The organism is Wenjunlia vitaminophila DSM 41686 (genome assembly GCF_000380165.1).
GTDB lineage: Bacteria > Actinomycetota > Actinomycetes > Streptomycetales > Streptomycetaceae > Wenjunlia > Wenjunlia vitaminophila.
Genome location: NZ_KB904692.1, coordinates 1 through 17,870 on the forward strand (window position 1 = coordinate 1; position 17,870 = coordinate 17,870).

The 17,870-nt window shown below is 72.5% G+C and carries 17 protein-coding genes and 1 pseudogene; 13 read left to right on the forward strand and 5 right to left on the reverse strand.

From position 1 onward, the window contains the following. Window positions 1-2,765, reverse strand: a 2,765-nt coding sequence (locus A3IG_RS30690; protein ID WP_018385517.1) for a PQQ-dependent sugar dehydrogenase, incomplete at its 3' end; no start/stop codon positions are given. A gap of 130 nt (window positions 2,766-2,895) precedes the next feature. On the opposite strand from A3IG_RS30690, the gene A3IG_RS0120750 reads away from it, so the two are divergent. Both A3IG_RS0120750 and A3IG_RS32845 read left to right on the forward strand, forming a co-directional pair. Next, complete coding sequence (locus A3IG_RS0120750) at window positions 2,896-3,420, forward strand: O-acetyl-ADP-ribose deacetylase (protein ID WP_018385518.1); 525 nt, start codon at window positions 2,896-2,898, stop codon at window positions 3,418-3,420. Window positions 3,421-3,430: 10 nt separating this feature from the next. Then, window positions 3,431-3,712 (forward strand): annotated as a pseudogene (locus A3IG_RS32845) (M15 family metallopeptidase); the annotation flags it as partial. Here the strand turns inward: A3IG_RS32845 and A3IG_RS0120755 are convergent. Beyond that, a complete protein-coding gene (locus A3IG_RS0120755; protein ID WP_018385519.1) occupies window positions 3,676-4,584 on the reverse strand; it encodes a class I SAM-dependent methyltransferase in 909 nt (302 codons plus the stop codon). The pseudogene A3IG_RS32845 and the gene A3IG_RS0120755 overlap by 37 nt on opposite strands. Before the next feature lie 188 nt (window positions 4,585-4,772). Here A3IG_RS0120755 and mshA point away from each other — a divergent pair, with 188 nt between their 5' ends. The 3 genes from mshA (at window position 4,773) to A3IG_RS0120770 (ending at window position 7,519) form a co-directional block, all read left to right on the forward strand. Beyond that, window positions 4,773-6,116: a D-inositol-3-phosphate glycosyltransferase gene (mshA, locus tag A3IG_RS0120760; RefSeq protein ID WP_026220490.1), complete on the forward strand. Its 1,344-nt coding sequence runs from the start codon at window positions 4,773-4,775 to the stop codon at window positions 6,114-6,116. 65 nt (window positions 6,117-6,181) lie between these two features. Further along, window positions 6,182-6,700, forward strand: a complete 519-nt coding sequence (locus A3IG_RS0120765; protein WP_051087579.1) for a type III secretion system chaperone family protein — start codon at window positions 6,182-6,184, stop codon at window positions 6,698-6,700. A 60-nt stretch (window positions 6,701-6,760) separates the two neighbouring features. Then, window positions 6,761-7,519 carry a phosphoglyceromutase gene (locus A3IG_RS0120770; protein ID WP_018385522.1) on the forward strand — a complete coding sequence of 253 codons (759 nt, stop codon included), beginning with the start codon at window positions 6,761-6,763 and terminating at the stop codon, window positions 7,517-7,519. Window positions 7,520-7,673: 154 nt separating this feature from the next. On the opposite strand, the gene A3IG_RS34625 is transcribed toward A3IG_RS0120770, so the two are convergent. Together A3IG_RS34625 and phoU are read right to left on the reverse strand one after the other, a co-directional pair. Beyond that, a complete protein-coding gene (locus A3IG_RS34625; RefSeq protein WP_169366236.1) occupies window positions 7,674-7,841 on the reverse strand; it encodes a hypothetical protein in 168 nt (55 codons plus the stop codon). Between the two features lie 334 nt (window positions 7,842-8,175). After that, window positions 8,176-8,844, reverse strand: coding sequence for a phosphate signaling complex protein PhoU (gene phoU, locus A3IG_RS0120775; protein ID WP_018385523.1), 669 nt, complete (start codon window positions 8,842-8,844; stop codon window positions 8,176-8,178). A gap of 221 nt (window positions 8,845-9,065) precedes the next feature. Here phoU and A3IG_RS0120780 point away from each other — a divergent pair, with 221 nt between their 5' ends. After that, entirely contained in the window at window positions 9,066-10,310 is a 1,245-nt protein-coding gene (locus A3IG_RS0120780; RefSeq protein WP_018385524.1) for a sensor histidine kinase, read from the forward strand. Continuing rightward, window positions 10,307-10,987 carry a response regulator transcription factor gene (locus tag A3IG_RS0120785; protein ID WP_018385525.1) on the forward strand — a complete coding sequence of 227 codons (681 nt, stop codon included), beginning with the start codon at window positions 10,307-10,309 and terminating at the stop codon, window positions 10,985-10,987. Before A3IG_RS0120780 ends, A3IG_RS0120785 begins: the two co-directional genes overlap by 4 nt. Before the next feature lie 65 nt (window positions 10,988-11,052). Here the strand turns inward: A3IG_RS0120785 and A3IG_RS0120790 are convergent, their stop codons facing one another. Continuing rightward, entirely contained in the window at window positions 11,053-11,787 is a 735-nt protein-coding gene (locus A3IG_RS0120790; RefSeq protein ID WP_018385526.1) for a hypothetical protein, read from the reverse strand. 571 nt (window positions 11,788-12,358) lie between these two features. Here A3IG_RS0120790 and A3IG_RS0120795 point away from each other — a divergent pair. The 6 genes from A3IG_RS0120795 (at window position 12,359) to rlmB (ending at window position 17,784) form a co-directional block, all read left to right on the forward strand. Further along, on the forward strand, window positions 12,359-12,841 hold the full coding sequence (locus A3IG_RS0120795) for a CarD family transcriptional regulator (protein ID WP_018385527.1): 483 nt from the start codon (window positions 12,359-12,361) through the stop codon (window positions 12,839-12,841). A 511-nt stretch (window positions 12,842-13,352) separates the two neighbouring features. Further along, window positions 13,353-14,096, forward strand: coding sequence for a 2-C-methyl-D-erythritol 4-phosphate cytidylyltransferase (gene ispD, locus A3IG_RS0120800; protein ID WP_040912065.1), 744 nt, complete (start codon window positions 13,353-13,355; stop codon window positions 14,094-14,096). Then, the gene (ispF, locus tag A3IG_RS0120805) at window positions 14,086-14,622 is read left to right on the forward strand and encodes a 2-C-methyl-D-erythritol 2,4-cyclodiphosphate synthase (RefSeq protein WP_018385529.1); all 537 of its coding nucleotides are present in this window, start codon (window positions 14,086-14,088) and stop codon (window positions 14,620-14,622) included. Before ispD ends, ispF begins: the two co-directional genes overlap by 11 nt. A 159-nt stretch (window positions 14,623-14,781) precedes the next feature. Continuing rightward, complete coding sequence (locus A3IG_RS0120810; protein WP_018385530.1) at window positions 14,782-15,177, forward strand: PPOX class F420-dependent oxidoreductase; 396 nt, start codon at window positions 14,782-14,784, stop codon at window positions 15,175-15,177. Between the two features lie 113 nt (window positions 15,178-15,290). Continuing rightward, entirely contained in the window at window positions 15,291-16,688 is a 1,398-nt protein-coding gene (gene cysS, locus A3IG_RS0120815) for a cysteine--tRNA ligase (protein WP_018385531.1), read from the forward strand. A 142-nt stretch (window positions 16,689-16,830) separates the two neighbouring features. Next, window positions 16,831-17,784 (forward strand): 23S rRNA (guanosine(2251)-2'-O)-methyltransferase RlmB, encoded by a 954-nt coding sequence (rlmB, locus tag A3IG_RS0120820; protein ID WP_018385532.1) that lies wholly within the window; start codon window positions 16,831-16,833, stop codon window positions 17,782-17,784. Window positions 17,785-17,870 lie beyond the last annotated feature (86 nt).

Below are 17,870 nucleotides of genomic sequence, written 5' to 3' on the forward strand. Positions count from 1 at the left end.
GTCCAGAGTTGGATCTGGGTGCCGTCGGCGGTGTTCGCTCCGGCGACGTCCAGGCACTTGCCGTTCACGCCCCGCACCGCACCACCGCGCGGGCCGGCGGTCGGGGTGCTGAACTGGAAGTCGTCCACGTCGAACAGGGCCCCGGCGCCGCCCCGGAAGACCAGGTACAGCGTGGTTGTCCCGGCGGGCCGGTTGGTCAGCGCGGTGGTCACGTCCTGGAATGTCTCCCAGTCGCCGGTGACCGGCACGGTCACGGTGCCCAGCAGCGTCCCGGTGGGGGAACCCGACCGCACCTCGACGGTGCCGCCGGCGCCGGCGGAGGAGACCCGGGCGGTGAACGCCGAGGCGTCGTCCAGGGCGTAGGGGGCGAAGGAGATCCAGTCCCCGTCCTCGATGTGGCCGACGGTCTTCCCGCCGTGCGCGGCGGTGTGGTTGACGGTCTGCACGCCGGAGGACCCGCTGTGGTGCTCGGCCTGCCGGTGGCTGGGCTGGCTGGTGTTCTGGTCGTGGGTGGTCAGCGGCGGCTGCCCGCCCGCGCCCGCGTCGGTGTACTCCGCGTCCCAGACGCCGTAGATGTTGGCGTTGGGGTCGTGTTCGCCGTCGGCGATGGTCTGCAGGGTGCCGGTGCAGCCGGTGGCGGAGGTCTGGGGGTGGCCGTGGCTGTCGTGGCCGAGGATGAAGGTGACCTTCACGCGGGAGCAGTCGACGGTGGCGTCCTCGGGGTCGGTCACGGTGACGCGGAAGGGGACCGCCGCGCCGGGGTCGATGATCCGGCCGTCCACCGGCAGGTCGAGGCGGACGGTCGGGGCGGTGTTGCCGACGGTGATCAGGACGGAAGCGGTGGCGCTCTTGCCGGTGGAGTCGGAGACGGTGAGCGTCGCCGGGTACTGGCCGTTGGTCCGGTAGGTGTGGGTGGGGTTGGCGGCGGTCGAGGTGGCGCCGTCGCCGAAGGCCCAGGAGAAGGTGATCGGGTCGCCGTCCGGGTCCGAGCTCCCGGCCGAGGAGAACGAGACGTCCAGCGGCCCCGGTCCCGAGGTGCGGTTCGCGGTGGCCCTGGCCACCGGCGAGAAGCCGCCGGTGACGTGTTCTATGCGGTACAGCGCGGAGTTCTCGTCGCCGGCGAACGAACCGGTGCCGTAGTCCAGGACGTACAGCGCGCCGTCCGGCCCGAAGGCCATGTCCATCACCTGGGTGCCGGTCCAGGGGAAGGTGTTGATCGACTGGACGGTTCCGTCGCCGCCCTGCTCGATCCGGCGGATCCACCGTCGGCCGAACTCACCGGCGAAGAAGTCGCCGTCGTAGGCCTGCGGGAACTTCACGTCGGAGGTGGACGCCGCGTCGTACCGGTAGACCGGGCCGCCCATCGGGGACTCTGAGCCGTCGCCGAACTCGGGGACCGACGCCCCGTCGTAGGGCACCCACGCCGGCTGGGCGGGCGGGAGGTCGGTCAGACCGGTGTTCCGCGGCGAGGTGTTCTTCGGCGCGGAGCAGTCGTAGGTGGCCCCCGAGGTGCCGGTGGCGAAGTCGTAGTCGACGTAGGCGTCGTTGTCGCCGGTGCAGTAGGGCCAGCCGAAGTTGCCGGCCCTGGTGATCCGGTTGAACTCGACCTGCCCGGCCGGGCCGCGGGCGGGGTTGGCGGTGCCGGCGTCCGGCCCGTAGTCGCCGAGGTAGACGATGCCGGTCGGCCGGTCGACGCTCATCCGGAACGGGTTGCGGAAGCCCATGGCGTAGATCTCGGGGCGTGTCTTCGGGGTGCCTGGTGGGAACAGGTTGCCGGCCGGCACCGTGTACGTGCCGTCGGCGTTCACCTTGATCCGCAGAACCTTGCCGCGCAGGTCGTTGGTGTTGGCGCTGGAACGCTGGGCGTCGTACGCGGGGTTGCGGGAGGCGCGCTCGTCGAGCGGTGCGTACCCGTCGGAGGCGAACGGGTTCGAGTCGTCTCCGGTGGACAGGTAGAGGTTGCCCGCGGCGTCGAAGTCGATGTCGCCGCCCACGTGGCAGCACATCCCGCGGGACGCCGGAACGTCCAGGATCTTCTTCTCGCTGGCCAGGTCGAGGGTCCCGGCGGTGCTGAGGGTGAACCGGGAGAGCCGGTTCACCCCGTCGAACCGGGCGAAGTCCGCCGCCGAGCCGTCGCTGGGGGCGTCCCCGGTCGGGGTGTCGAGCGGCACCGCGTAGTAGAGGTAGATGTACCGGTTGGTGGCGAAGCCCGGGTCGATGCCGATGCCCTGGAGCCCCTCCTCGTCGTGGCTGTAGACGGCGACCCGCCCGCTGACCCTGGTGGCGCCCTCGGCGTCGGTCAGCCGGAGCGTGCCGTCGCGGGAGGTGTGCAGCACCGAGCGGTCGGGCAGCACGGCCATGGTCATCGGCTCGCCGGTCTCGGCGACCCCCTTGGCGAGGGTGACCTGCTGGAACTGCTCGGCCTGCGACGTCACGGCCGGGCGGTGGGCGGTGGGCTCCGCCGCCGCGGAGCCCACCGGGGCCAGGAAGCCGGTGGCCAGGACGGCACAGACCAGGGCGGCCGGGGCGCGGAGGAGCCGGAACGGTTTCTTGCGCAAGGGGGTCTCCCAGGGACTCGGGGTCAGCGGGCCGGGGGTGAGGCCGGCCGGGGTGGGACAGCGGACGCCGCCGGGCCGGGGCTGCGCGGAGAAGGGTGCGGCCGGAGGCGGGGGCACGTGGACTCCGGTGCGCGTGGAGGCGGGTGCGCCGGGAGCCGGTGCGACGAGGATCAGGCGGGACCAGAACCAGCAGACTGGCAGGTTCATTTCAATAATCGGAGAAGTGGGACCGGTCCACAAGCTTCTTTCGCGCAATTCGTGAGATCTTTCTCTGCGCGCTGGACAAAGCTGCCCGGGGTGCGGCCCCGCCCCCCGGACGACGTGCGATCATCACCGGATGACGGACATCACGCTGGTCCGAGGGGACATCACCGAACAGGCCGTGGACGCCGTGGTGAACGCGGCCAACTCGTCGCTGCTCGGCGGCGGCGGGGTGGACGGGGCGATCCACCGCAGGGGCGGCCCGCAGATCCTCGCCGCCTGCAGGGAGCTGCGATCCAGCCAGTACGGCCGCGGCCTGCCCGCAGGCCAGGCCGTCGCCACCACCGCCGGCCGGCTCCCGGCCCGCTGGGTGATCCACACCGTCGGCCCCGTCCACTCCGAGCAGGAGGACCGCTCCGCCCTGCTCGCCTCCTGCCACCGAGAGTCGCTGCGCCGCGCCGACGAGCTCGGCGCCGAGACGGTGGCCTTCCCCGCGATCTCCACCGGCGTCTACCGCTGGCCCCTGGCCGACGCCGCCCGGATCGCCCTGACCACGGTGCGGCAGACCCAGACGCGCGTGATCGAGGTGCGGTTCGTGCTCTTCGACGACCCGGCGTACACGGTCTTCCGGGACACCCTCGACGCCCTCGGCCCGGCCTGACGTCACGGATGTCGCCGCCAGGTCGGGACACGGTCGGGGCGGCACCGTTGACCTGACGCTCCACCACCTGGCCACCGGCGGACTCGCTCCCACGGGTGGTGACCACAACCTGATGGATGCGATCTCGCATCACGGAGCGAAAGGGATCACGCAGGTGGAGGTGGAAAACCGGCAGTGCCTCCGTTCCGTCAGGGAAGCCTGCGGTTTCAGCTCATACGATTGCGAGTGGTGGCACTACACACTGATGGGTGGACCTTACCCGGACACCTGTTTTGATTTTCCCGTCGCGTGAGTCGGGCGCGCGCCGGCCGCGGCACGGGCGGGGTGGTTCAGAAGTCGTCGTGCTGTTGCGGGTGGCCTCGTCAGGGGGGCGCCCCACCCCCGCGGTGCCAGCGCCGCCCAGGCCACCGTGACCTCGCCCTGCCGCCAGCGGGCCGGACCGTCCAGCACCGGCCAGTCGCCGGCCACGGAACGCACCGCACCGATCCACCGCTGCCGGGCTCCGAACGCCCGCAGCGGGGCCGCGGCGTTCCAGGCCCGGTCGAGGTCGCGCAGGAAGGAGTGGACCGGCTCCCCGGGGACATTGCGGTGGATCAGCGCCTTGGGCAACCGTTCGGCCAGGTCGGACGGGGTGTCCAGGGAACCGAGCCGGGCCGCGAAGGTCACCGTGCGAGGCCCTGAGGGACCCAGCGCCACCCACACGTGACGCCGGCCGACCTCGTCGCAGGTGCCCTCCACCAGCAGACCCCCCGGGGCCAGCCGTGCGCACAGGGCGGCCCACGCCGTGCGCACCTCGCCCTCGTCGTACTGGCGCAGCACGTTCGCCGCCCTGATCACCGCGGGCCTGCGTCCGGGCAGGGGCACCTCGAAGCCGCCGCGTCGGAAGGTCAGCCCGGTGCGGGCGTACGGCAGAGCGGCGGCCACCCGTTCCGGGTCGATCTCCACCCCGACCACCTCGGCGTCCGGGCGGACCCGACGCACCTGGTCCAGCAACTCCACCGCGGTCCACGGGGCGGCGCCGTACCCGAGGTCCACCGCGACCGGGTCGGCGGCGCGCCTGAGCACCGGGGCGTGCACGGTGGTGATCCAACGGTCCATGCGCCGCAGCCGGTTGGGATGGGTGGTGCCCCGGGTCACGGTGCCCAGGGGCCGCCCGGGTCTCATGGCGGGAGCCTCATGCCAACAGCCTAGGAAAGCTCCAAGGATCCCCACGACTTTCATAACGATTAGGCAAAACGGAAATGCGAAAGGGGTCTGTTGGTGTTGGAGCGGCCGGACCAGAGGAACGGGGCCGGATGCTGTCGAGCAACGTTGCTCGGGGCGCAACCGCGCAACACAGGAGGTCGCTCGACGTGAGCCAGCACGTTGCCCGACTGCAGAGGCGTGCGGGTGCACGCCAGGTTGTGCGTCCACTCCGCCCCCCGGCGGCCGAGGGGCGTCCCCGCCGGGTCGCCATGCTCAGCGTCCACACGTCGCCGCTGCACCAGGCCGGCACCGGTGACGCCGGCGGGATGAACGTCTACATCGTGGAGCTGTCCACCTGCCTGGCCCGGCTCGGCGTCGAGGTGGAGATCTTCACCCGGGCCACCAGCGCCGCGCTGCCGCCGACCGTGGAACTCGCCCCCGGGGTGCTGGTCCGGCACGTGGACGCGGGGCCCTACGAGGGGCTGGCCAAGGAGGACCTCCCCAGGCAGTTGTGCGCGTTCACCCACGGGGTGCTCACCACCGAGGCCGCGCACCGACCCGGCCACTACGACCTGGTGCACTCGCACTACTGGCTGTCGGGGAGCGTCGGCTGGCGGGTCGCGCAACGTTGGGGCGTGCCGCTCGTCCACACCATGCACACCATGGCCAAGGTCAAGAACGCCGCCCTGGCGGAGGGCGACGTGCCCGAGCCGGCGGCGCGGATCATCGGCGAGAGCCATGTGGTCTTCGCCGCGGACCGGTTGATCGCCAACACGGCCGAGGAGGCCCACGACCTGGCCCACCACTACGGCGCCAGGGCCGGACAGATAGCGGTGGTGCACCCCGGGGTCAACCTGGACGTGTTCCGCCCCGCCGACGGAAGGGCAGCCGCCCGGCGCCGCCTCGGGCTGCCACAGGACGCGTTCGTCCCGCTGTTCGCCGGCCGTATCCAGCCGCTCAAGGCGCCGGACGTGCTGCTCCGCGCCGCCGCCCGGCTGGTGGCGGACGACCCCGGGCTGCGCCGCAGGCTGGTCCTGCCCATCGTCGGCGGCCCGAGCGGCAGCGGCCTCGCCAAGCCGGAGCGGCTGCACAAGCTCGCGGCCAGGCTGGGGCTGTGCGACGTGGTGCGGTTCCAACCACCGGTCACCCAACAGGAGCTGGCTGACTGGTACCGGGCCGCGACCGTTCTGGTCACCCCCTCCTACAGCGAGTCCTTCGGCCTGGTCGCCCTGGAGGCGCAGGCGTGCGGCACCCCGGTGGTCGCCGCGGCGGTCGGCGGCCTGCCGGTGGCGGTGCGCGACGGGGTGACCGGGTACCTGGTGAGGGGGCACGACCCCGCGGGGTACGCGGCGGCGCTGCGCCGTTTCGTGGACGTGCCCGCCCTCGCCCGGGACCTGGGCACGGCCGCGGCCCGGCACGCCCGGGACTTCGGGTGGGGGTCCGCCGCGTCGGCGATGGCCGCGGTCTACTCCGAGGCGGCGCGCCGCGGCCACGCTGCCGAACCGGCCTGACCCGGCCACGTGGGAAGGCCGCGGCGGACGGCGTTACCCCATCAGACAGGCCCTAAGCTCGGACCATGCCGGAAGCAGAGACCGCGGAGCGGGTGGCACGGGTCGTCCGACGCACGCTGGAGGAGGCGGAGCTCGAGTTCGAGCAGCCCGGACCGGGCACCTTCGTCGTCACCCTGCCCGGCACCCGCAAGCTCGCCACCACCTGCTCGCTGGTGGTGGGGCAGCACACCCTGTCCCTCAACGCGTTCGTGGTGCGCCGCCCCGACGAGAACCACGAGGCCGTCTACCGCTGGCTGCTCGAGCGCAACACCCGGCTCTACGGCGTCGCCTACGCGATCGACCGGCTCGGCGACGTCTACCTGGTCGGCAAGCTGTCGCTGGCCGCGGTCACCCCCGAGGAGGTGGACCGACTGCTCGGCGCGGTCCTGGAGAACGCGGACGGCAGCTTCAACACCCTGCTGGAGCTGGGGTTCGCCGGCTCCATCCGCAGGGAGTGGGAGTGGCGGGTCAAACGCGGCGAGTCGCTGCGCAACCTCGAGGCGTTCGCGCACCTGACCGACCCGGAGCAGCGTCCACGGCCGTAGCCGGTTGCGTCCGGCTACCACCGGAATGTCGGTGAACCGGCATGGCCTAGGCTCAGCACCATGGCCGACGCTCCTTACCAACTGATCCTCCTCCGCCACGGCGAGAGCGAGTGGAACGCCAAGAACCTGTTCACCGGGTGGGTTGACGTCAACCTCAACGCCAAGGGCGAGGAGGAGGCCGTCCGCGGCGGTGAGCTGCTGCGTGACGAGGGGCTGCTCCCCGACGTCGTCCACACCTCCGTGCTCCGCCGGGCGATCCGCACCGCAGCCCTGGCGCTGGACGCCGCGGACCGACACTGGATTCCGGTGCGCCGCTCCTGGCGGCTCAACGAGCGGCACTACGGCGCGCTCCAGGGCAAGGACAAGGCGCAGACACTCGCCGAGTTCGGCGAGGAGCAGTTCGCCCGCTGGCGCCGCTCCTATGACACCCCACCCCCGCGGCTCGCCGACGACTCGGAGTTCTCGCAGGTCAACGACGCCCGCTACGCCGTGATCCCCCCCGAACTGCGTCCGCGGACCGAGTGCCTGAAGGACGTCGTCGAACGGATGCTGCCGTACTGGTACGACGCCATCGTCCCGGACCTGCTCACCGGGCGGACCGTGCTGGTGGTTGCGCACGGCAACAGCCTGCGCGGCCTGGTCAAGCACCTCGACGGCATCTCGGACGCCGACATCGCGGGACTGAACATCCCCACCGGCATCCCGCTCCGGTACGAGCTGGACAGCGAGTTCCACCCGGTCACCAAGGGCGGGACCTACCTGGACCCGCAGGCGGCGGCAGCGGCCATCGAGGCGGTCAAGAACCAGGGCCGCAAGTAGCAGCGGCGGAGAAGGGCAGCGGACACGTGCGCCCCGCTCCGGCCCGTCGGGGCCGGAGCGGGGCGGTCACCGCCGTGCGGCGATGACCACAGCGGGGCGGTTGCCGCGGTGGGGCCCGACGGGCCCGTCACCGACGCGGGGAGGCGTCATCCGGTCAGCCGCAGCCGCCACCGCACGAGCAGGAGCCGCCGGACTGGCAGCCGCAGCCGCACGAGGGGCCGCAGCTACAGGAAGAGGCGGCGAGGAGCGCCACCTCGGGGCGCGGGTGCGCGGGTATCTCGGGTCGGACGTGCTCGCCGGTGCGGGTGGGGGAGTTCGGCATGGTGCCCTCCTAGGCCGTCCTGGTCCTCTGGGCCGTGCCCCGGTCCTGGTGCCGCCGCCGGGGCCGGCGGCGGCACCGTGGCTGTCGGTCCTCCGGCAGCCGGCCCCGCGGGTGCCGACCACCAGGCGGCCGGCACCGCGGATGCCCACCTGGCCGCGGAACCGTGCCGCTCCCCCCAGTGAACGCCCTCCCGACTGGCGCATCAACAGCGCGTGGGTGCACTCGGACAGCACCTCCGCACCCCCGGCGGGGAACGGGCGGGCGGGAAGGGTCCGCGGGGCAGGTGCCTGGGCCGCCGGCGCCGCGACCGACCGGACGGTGCCCGCGGGGGCGCTCAGGTCCCCGGCGTCGCGGACAACTCGTCCGCGTGCTCCCCGGTCACCAGGAACACCACCCGCTGCGCCACCGACACGGCGTGGTCGGCGAACCGCTCGTAGTACCGCCCGCACAGCGTCACGTCCACCGCGGTCTCGATCCCGTGCTGCCACCGGTCGTCCAGCAGGTGCTGGAACAGCGTCCGGTGCAGCAGGTCCATGGCGTCGTCGTCCTGCTCGAGCTGCATCGCCGCGTCCACGTCCTTGGTGGTGATCACCTGCCCGGCCTTGGCCACCAGGCGCTGCGCGAGCTGGCCCATCTCCAGGATCGTGGGGTGCAGGTCGGACGGCACCGCGGACGTCGGGTAGCGCAGCCTCGCCACCTTCGCCACGTGCCGGGCCAGGTCGCCGCAGCGTTCCAGGTCCGAGGTCATCCGCAGCGAGGTGACCACTATCCGCAGGTCCGTGGCGACCGGCTGTTGTCGCGCGAGCAGCGCGATGGCCCGCTGCTCCAGGTCGCGCTGGAGGTCGTCAACCCGTTCGTCGGCGGCGATGACGCTCTCCGCCAGCTTCAGGTCGGCGTCCAGCAGCGCGGTGGTGGCCCGCCCTATGGCGGACCCGACAAGCCGGGCCATCTCCACCAAGCCGTCCCCGATCGAGTCCAGCTCCTCGTGGTAGGCGTCGCGCATCGTCTTCCTCTCCTCATGCCGCGGAGGCACGGCACATGCCTTCCGAGCCTCGAGTCTGCCCCGAGGAGCCCTCCGGGTGCCACGCTGCGCGACCCGCCTGACCCCCCAGCGCTGGAGACCTGAACGCTCGCCCACGGCACGGTGAACTCTTGGCAACGTCTCTGCTCAGGACGCCGCCGACCGCTACGGGCCACCCGGGCTCCCCGCCTACGCTGGTGAGCATGGACATCAACGCGGCGGTGGCCGCAGCCAGCGCGATAGCCGGTCTGTGCACCGGTGTCGTCGCCGCGCTGTCCATTCGCTGGAGCGAACGGGAGCAGGCCGGGCTGACCCGGTCCTCCCTGCACACCGAGGCCGTCCTGCCACCCGGGGTGGACACCGTGCTGTCCGTGCTGCGTTCCTCCGCCGTGGTGCTTGACGAGGCCGACACCGTGGTCAAGGCCAGCTCCGCCGCCTACGCCCTGGGGTTGGTGCGCGGCGGCCGGCTCGCGGTGGACCGGATGCTCCAGATGGCCAGGGAAACCCGGAGGGACGGCGAGATACGCCAGATCGAGCTGGATCTGCCGCGCCGCGGCAGCGGACGCGGGGAGGCGCTCGCCGTCTCCGCCCGGGTCGCCCCGCTCGGCTCCCGGCTCGTGCTGTTGCTCGTGGAGGACCTGACCGAGGCCCGCAGGATCGAGGCGGTGCGCCGGGACTTCGTGGCGAACGTCAGCCACGAGCTGAAGACGCCCGTGGGCGCGCTGTCCCTGCTCTCCGAGGCGGTGATGGACGCCAGCGACGACCCGGAGGCCGTGATCAGGTTCGCCGGCCGGATGCAGGTCGAGTCCACCCGGCTGACCAACCTGGTCCAGGAGCTGATCGACCTGTCCCGGGTGCAGAACGACCACCCGATGCAGGACGCCGAACCGGTCGCGGTGGACGACCTGGTCAACGAGGCCGTCGACCGCTGCCGTAGCCAGGCCAACACCAAGCAGATCACCATGGCCTCGGGGCCGGCCCCGGGGCTGCGCGTCTTCGGCAACCGAGGCCAGCTCGCCGCCGCGCTCGGCAACCTCGTCGAGAACGCGGTCAACTACAGCCCCTCGCGGACCCGGGTCGGCATCGCCGGCCGCCGGATCACCGCTGGGGGCGTCAACCTCGTTGAGATCTCCGTCACGGACCAGGGCATCGGCATCCCGGAGCGCGACCGGGAGCGGATCTTCGAACGGTTCTACCGGGTCGATCCGGCGCGTTCCCGCGCCACCGGTGGCACCGGTCTTGGCCTGTCCATCGTCAAGCATGTGGCCGCCTCGCACGGCGGGGAGGTCACGGTGTGGAGTGCCGAGGGCCAGGGCTCCACCTTCACCCTGCGCCTGCCGGAAGCGGCGCACCCCCGTCGCGACGGACGTGACAGCAAGGCCCCGGACCGGCAGGACCCCCTGCCGGGCACCCTCCCGTCCCTACCCGCCCCGGAGGTCCTGCCGTGACCCGAGTGCTCGTCGTCGAGGACGAGGAATCGTTCAGCGACGCCCTGTCGTACATGCTCCGCAAAGAAGGCTTCGAGGTCGCCATCGCCCCGACCGGCCCCGACGCGCTGGACGCGTTCGAGCGCAACGGAGCCGACCTGGTGCTGCTCGACCTGATGCTGCCCGGGCTGCCCGGCACCGAGGTGTGCCGGCAGCTCCGCAACAGATCCAACGTCCCGGTGATCATGGTGACTGCCAAGGACAGCGAGATCGACAAGGTCGTGGGCCTGGAGATCGGCGCGGACGACTACGTGACCAAGCCGTTCTCGTCGCGGGAACTGGTGGCCAGGATCCGCGCCGTGCTGCGCCGGCGGGGCGAACCCGAGGAGGTCGCGCCCGCCGCCCTGGAGGCCGGCCCGGTCCGGATGGACGTGGAGCGGCACGTGGTGACCGTCAGCGGCGCCAAGGTGGACCTGCCGCTGAAGGAGTTCGACCTGCTGGAGATGCTGCTGCGCAACGCGGGCCGGGTGCTCACCCGGATGCAGCTCATCGACCGGGTGTGGGGCGCCGACTACGTCGGTGACACCAAGACCCTGGACGTGCACGTGAAACGGCTCCGGGCGAAGATCGAGCCGGACCCGGGGACCCCGCGTTACCTGGTCACCGTGCGCGGCCTCGGGTACAAGTTCGAGCCCTGAGCCGATCGACGGGCCACGGGAGCACGGGTGGGGCCGCCGGACCCGGCGGCCCCACCCGTCCCGCGTCAGTGACCGCTCTCGGCCTCGTCGCCGGCCTTGGCGCTCTGGCTGGCGTTGGGGCTGGCCGGAGGGGTGTTCGAGGCCTTGCCGGCGTCGGCGGACGACTCGCCGCCGGCCTCGGTCTCGGCGTCGGCCGGCTCCCCGTCCTCGGCGCCCTCGTTCCCCTCGGCGCCGGCCGGCGGGGTCTCCCCGGCCTGCTCCGCCGTGCTCGACGGGGTGGCGGAGGGGCTGGGGGTGGCGGCCCACGGCGTGTAGAAGTCCTCGTCCGGCACCACGCTCGCCTCCAGCGGCACGTCACCGGCCTCGCTGAAGGCGAAGGTCACCGTCCGGAACCGGCCGAGCGCCTCGCTCATCTCGTCGGACGCGTCCGGCAGCGTCGCCGAGGCGCCGTCCTTGCCGCCGATCCGCACCGTGCCGCCCGCCGGCACGGTGATGCCGGACTCGCCCTTGGGGCCGGCCAGCTCCAGCGGGGTGGAGAGGCCCTTGATGGTCACCGACTCCAGCGTCTGGGACGTGGACGTGTTGTTCACGACCGAGGCGGTGACCGCCACCGGCTGGTCCTCGCCCTCGCTGACGATCACCACGCCGCTCTGGATCTTGATGCCCCCGACGGAGGTCTCGGGGTTGTCGGGCTTGATGCCGAGGCTGGCCGCGTCGTTGCCGGCCGCGCACGCGGACAGGGAAGCGGTGGCCAGGACGAGAGAGGCGGCGAGGACGCCGCGTCGAAGGCTGCGGCTCACGGCGGCGGCTTCTCCTTCGGGTGGTTGTCCGGTGGTACAGGATCTTCCAGCGCACTTAGGTTACCGAGCCGCTCCCGGCCGACCGCACCGGCCCACCCACGACCGGCCCGGCGCCGGTGGCGCCGTCTGCCGGCAGGAGCACCGGAGGGCGCCGGCAGGGGGACCGCACGCGACGAGAACCGCGTTTGCCGGCGGGGGGCGACAAGATCAGGAATACGATCGAGAACGTGTTCCGCCAAACAGGCCCGATTATGGCTCGAGTGTCACTCGTCCGTCATTTGCCTCGGATCTTGCTCCGAACGGTCGAACGCACTCCCACCGGGCATCCTCGAGGTCTGGACAACGCGGACGGATCGACACGCGCTCGCCGCACTCAAAGACGGGTAACGGGTGCCATTCGCGGCTTCCCCAGAACCGCTCCGACCTGCGCAGACCTCGTCCCCGACCTGAGCCGCAGCACGCTCAAGCCGCTCTTGTCAAGCCCCGAGATGTGCTCTGACCTGCGCAAACGCCATTCAAGTGCACACGTTCCCGTGTTACCCTGGAAAGCCACGGAAGGGGTACCTGTCACATGACGTTCAAGGTTGGCGACACCGTGGTCTACCCCCATCACGGGGCCGCGCTGATCGAAGCCATCGAAATTCGGCAGATCAAGGGCGTGGAAAGGACCTATCTGGTGCTCAAGGTCGCCCAGGGCGACTTGACGGTACGCGTGCCGGCGGACAATGCGGAGTTCGTCGGAGTGCGCGACGTGGTTGGCCAGGAAGGGCTGGACCGGGTCTTCGAGGTGCTGCGCGCGCCGTACACCGAGGAGCCCACCAACTGGTCCCGGCGTTACAAGGCGAACCTCGAGAAGCTCGCCTCCGGTGACGTGATCAAGGTTGCCGAGGTGGTACGCGACCTGTGGCGCCGCGAGCGCGAACGCGGCCTTTCGGCCGGGGAGAAGCGCATGCTGGCCAAGGCCCGGCAGATCCTGGTCAGTGAGCTCGCGCTGGCCGAGAACACCAACGAGGACAAGGCCGAGGCGCTCCTCGACGAGGTACTGGCCTCCTGACGCCTTCCGCCGCGACGCTCGGCCGAGCCCACGGTGTGGACCCCGAAGGTGCCGAACCCAGGGAAACTCCCGCGCGGACCCCTGGAGCCCCGGAACCTCGATCCACGGAACCGAACGGCACGGTCGGGCGCTTCGGCGCGCCCGGGTGCCCGACGCCCCAGTGCCCGACGCCTGAGTGCCCGACGGGGCCTCGAGGTGTTCTCCACCGCGACCCCGTCCACAGTCCACGCCGCCAGTCGGACCGACCGGGCCCGCGGCCGGCGAACCGCGCGCCGAACACCCGACCCGCCCCCGTTGTCGATGGCTCCTCGCCTCCCTACGACCGCGTGTGCCCGCGGCGGTCCGCCCGGGACAACACGGTGCTCCACTCCCACGTGACCTGCGTTTCCACAGGGGCATCGCTGCGATCTTCCGGTGCGACGCTGCGCCGGAGCATCGGGCACGGATACCATCCGGTCGTCACGGAAGGGGCCGGACGGTGTGCCGTGCCCGGCACGTTGAGGCGATACCCATGTCGACTAAGGAAGCAAACCTGACGACCGCAGCGGTCATTCCCGCCGCGGGCCGAGGAGTTCGGCTCGGCCCCGGGGCCCCGAAGGCGCTGCGGACGCTCGGGGGTGTGCCCATGCTGGTGCACGCCGTCCGCGCGCTGCTGCGCGCCCGAGCGGTGACCCTGGTCGTCGTGGTGGCGCCCCCGGACGGCGCGGTCGAGGTCCGGCTGCTGCTGGACAGCCACGGCCTGCCGGAGGGCAAGGAGATACTCGTCGTTCCCGGTGGGGCCACCCGGCAGGACTCGGTCCGGCTCGGTCTCGAGGCCCTGCCGGACGACGTGGGCACCGTGCTGGTGCACGACGCCGCCCGCCCACTGGTCCCGGTGGACATGGTGGACGCGGTGGCGGCGGCGGTGTGCGAGGGCGCACCGGCGGTCGTGCCCGCGCTCCCGCTGGCCGACACCGTCAAGCAGGTGGAACCGCGGGACCACGGCCCGGAACCCGTGGTCGGCACCCCCGAGCGCGCCCTGTTGCGTGCCGTGCAGACCCCGCAGGGGTTCCGTCGGGACGTCCTGGTCTCCGCGCACCTCAGGGTGCCCGCGGAGGGCGAGGGCGCCACCGACGACGCCGGGATGGTGGAACGGCTGGGGACCCCCGTGGTGGTGGTGCCCGGCCACGAGGAGGCGTTCAAGGTGACCCGACCGCTGGACCTGGTCCTGGCCGAGGCCGTGCTCGCCCGCCGGAGGGCCGCCGATGACTTCTGAGCCGACGCGGTCGGGCGCGCCCCTGCCGCCGGCCCCCGAGCCCCGCTTCCCGCTGCCCCGCACCGGGGTCGGCACCGACGTCCACGCCTTCGAGGAGGGGCGTCCGCTGTGGGTGGCGGGGCTGTGCTGGCCGGAGTCCGGTCACGGCCTCGCCGGTCACTCCGACGGTGACGTGGCCGCCCACGCCGCGTGTGACGCCCTGTTCTCCGCGGCGGGGATCGGCGATCTCGGCGCTCACTTCGGCACCGACAGGCCCGAGTGGTCGGGGGCGTCAGGCGTCGCCCTGCTCACCGAGGCCGCGCGGATCGTCCGGGCGTCCGGCTTCGCCATCGGGAACGTGGCGATCCAGGTGATCGGGGTCCGCCCGAAGATCGGCAAGAGGCGGCAGGAGGCCGAGGCCGCCCTGTCCGCCGCCGTCGGAGCCCCGGTGTCGGTGTCCGGCACCACCACCGACGGACTCGGTCTGACCGGTCGGGCCGAGGGGCTCGCCGCGATCGCCACCGCCCTGGTGGTGCCGGCCGGCTGAGCCGCCCTCCGGTCCCTCCAGGTCCCGGGCCGGGACCGGCATCCGGCGAACACCCCACCAACGGCGGTATCGCGCACCGCGGGAGCTCCTGGCCACGGGGTGCACCATGGAGGGAACCGCACCTCCACGCTCACCTTTCCAGAGACGAGGCGATCGACTGTGGCCACCGCACTGCCCGAGGCGCTGAGGAACCTCGTCGACGAGCCGGTCTTCGCCACCCTGGCGACCATCCAGCCCGACGGCAGCCCCCAGGTATCCGTCGTGTGGGTGAAACGTGACGGCGACGACGTGCTGTTCTCCACCGTCGAGGGCCGTCGGAAGCACCTCAACGTCGCCCGCGACCCGCGGGTCAGCGTGGTCCTCGTCTCCCCGTCGAACCCCTACACCTACTTCGAGGTCCGGGGCACGGTGTCCCTGAGCCACGAGGGGGCCAGGGAGCTCATCGACGAACTGGCGCGCAAGTACCTGGGTGCCGAGCGGTACGAGGCTGACGGGCCCGACGACGTCCGGGTGGTGGCACGCGTCACCCCGCGCAAGGTGGTGAGCTGGGGCTGAGCCCGGTCCGGCGGCGACGGGGCCCGGCCGCCCGGGCCCCGCGCGCGACGCCGGCGCCCTTCGGGACCGACGGCGTCGTGGGGCACGCCGCCGCGCCCACTACTCTTGGGACCGTGACCATTCGCCTGTACGACACCAGCACCCGGCAGATCCGTGACTTCACACCGCTCGTGCCGGGGTGCGTCTCGATCTACCTGTGCGGGGCCACCGTCCAGGCACCTCCGCACATCGGCCACATCAGGTCCGGCCTCAACTTCGACATCCTGCAACGGTGGCTCATCCACCGGGGCTACGACGTGACGTTCGTCCGCAACGTCACCAACATCGACGACAAGGTCATCGCCAAGTCGGAGGAGCAGGGCCGTCCCTGGTGGGCCATCGCCCACGCCAACGAGAGGGCGTTCAACCAGGGCTACGAGGCGCTCGGCTGCCTGCCGCCCGCCGCCGAACCCCGGGCCACCGGCCACATCCCGCAGATGGTGCGGCTGATCCAGGAACTGCTGGACAGCGGCCACGCCTACGCGGCGGACGGCAGTGTGTACTTCGACGTCCGCTCCTACCCGGGCTACCTGGCGCTGTCCCACCAGGACCTGGCCCACCTGCGGCAACCGGGGGGCGAAGGCGAGAGCGGTAAGCGGGACCAGCGGGACTTCGCCCTGTGGAAGGCGGCCAAGCCGGGAGAGCCGAGCTGGGAGACGCCCTGGGGGCCGGGACGTCCCGGCTGGCACCTGGAGTGCTCCGCCATGGCCCGTGAGTACCTCGGCCGGGAGTTCGACATCCACGGCGGCGGGCTGGACCTGGTCTTCCCGCACCACGAGAACGAGATCGCGCAGAGCAAGGCGGCTGGTGACCCGTTCGCCCGGTTCTGGCTGCACAACGCCTGGGTCACCATGGCCGGCGAGAAGATGAGCAAGTCGCTGGGCAACTCGGTGCTGGTCTCCGAGATGGTCAAGCGGTGGCGGCCCATCGTCCTGCGCTACTACCTGGGCACCCCGCACTACCGCTCGACCATCGAGTACAGCGAGGAGGCGCTGCGCGAGGCCGAGTCCGCGTTCCGGCGGATCGAGGGCTTCGTCCAGCGGGTGGTGGAGCTGGCCGGGACGGTGGAGCCGGCCGCCGAGCTGCCGGCCGCGTTCACCGAGGCGATGGACGAGGACCTGGGCGTCCCCCAGGCGATGGCCGTGGTGCACACCACGGTCCGCCAGGGGAACATGGCGCTCACCGCCGACGACAAGGACGCCGCGGTCGCCCGCCTGGCCGAGGTGCGGGCGATGCTGGGGGTGCTGGGCCTGGACCCGCTCGACGCCCACTGGGCGGCCGAGGAGGACCAGGGCGAGGAGCTGCGCGGTGTGGTGGACGCGCTGGTCCACCTGGTCCTCGAGCAGCGGGAGGCGGCCCGGGCGCGCAAGGACTACGCGACCGCGGACGCGATCCGGGACCGGCTCGGCCGGTCCGGCCTGGTGATCGAGGACACCCCGTCAGGACCGCGCTGGCAGCTCGGCGAGACCTGATCCGCCCCCGCGGCGAACCGCCCGTCGAACACCCCCGTCCGTCCCTCCGCACACGGTCCGGCCACACCGACCCGCCGCACCCGAACCACCCCTATGACGGCTGTGTCGCCCCAGCCGAACCGACACAAGGAAGTTGCAGATCATGGCCGGGAACAGCCAGCCCAGGAACCGCCGCACCTCGTCCAAGAAGGGCGCCCAGGTGGGCACCGGGGGGCACAGTCGCAAGGCGTTGCGCGGCAAGGGCCCCACTCCGCCCGCCGAGATGCGCAAGGGCCACCCCAAACAGCGCGCCGCCGCGGTCAAGGCCAAACAGGCGGCCCGTCGCCCGCAGCCGCGCCGCGGCGGCCCCCGGGGCACCGCCGAACTCGTCGTCGGCCGCAACCCGGTGGTGGAGGCGCTGCGCGCCGGGGTGCCGGCCAGCGCGCTGTACGTCCAGCAGTTCGTCGACAGCGACGACCGGGTGCGCGAGGCACTGACCCTGGCCACCGAGCGGTCCATCCCGCTGATGGAGGCGCCCCGCGCCGAGCTGGACCGGATGACCAACCACCTCAACCACCAGGGTCTCGCGCTCCAGGTGCCGCCGTACGACTACGCGCACCCCGACGACCTGGTCCAGGCCGCGCTGGACGCGGGCGCCGCCCCGTTGATCGTGGCCCTGGACGGGGTCACCGACCCGCGCAACCTCGGGGCGGTGGTCCGCTCCGTGGCGGCCTTCGGCGGCCACGGCGTGGTGGTGCCGGAGCGCCGGGCTGCCGGGATGACCGCCGGGGCCTGGAAGACGTCGGCGGGCACGGCGGCCAGGGTGCCGGTGGCCCGGGCCACCAACCTCACCCGGGCGCTGGAGGCCTACCAGAAGGCGGGACTGACCGTGGTGGGCCTCGCCGCGGACGGCACCGTGGACCTGACCGAACTCGAGGTGCTCGACGGGCCCGTGGCCATCGTGGTCGGCTCAGAGGGCCGCGGCCTGTCCCGGCTGGTCGGTGAGACCTGCGACCTGACGGTCCGCATCCCCATGCCCGGCGGGGCGGCCGAGTCACTCAACGCCGGCGTGGCCGCGGGCGTGGCGCTGTACGAGGCAGCGCGCCGCAGGGCGTGAACGACCGGCACGGGGCGTGGACTCGCCCCGTGCGCGGGGGGCGGTGGCACGGGGGTGCCGGCGTGCGGCCCACCGGGTCGGTCACA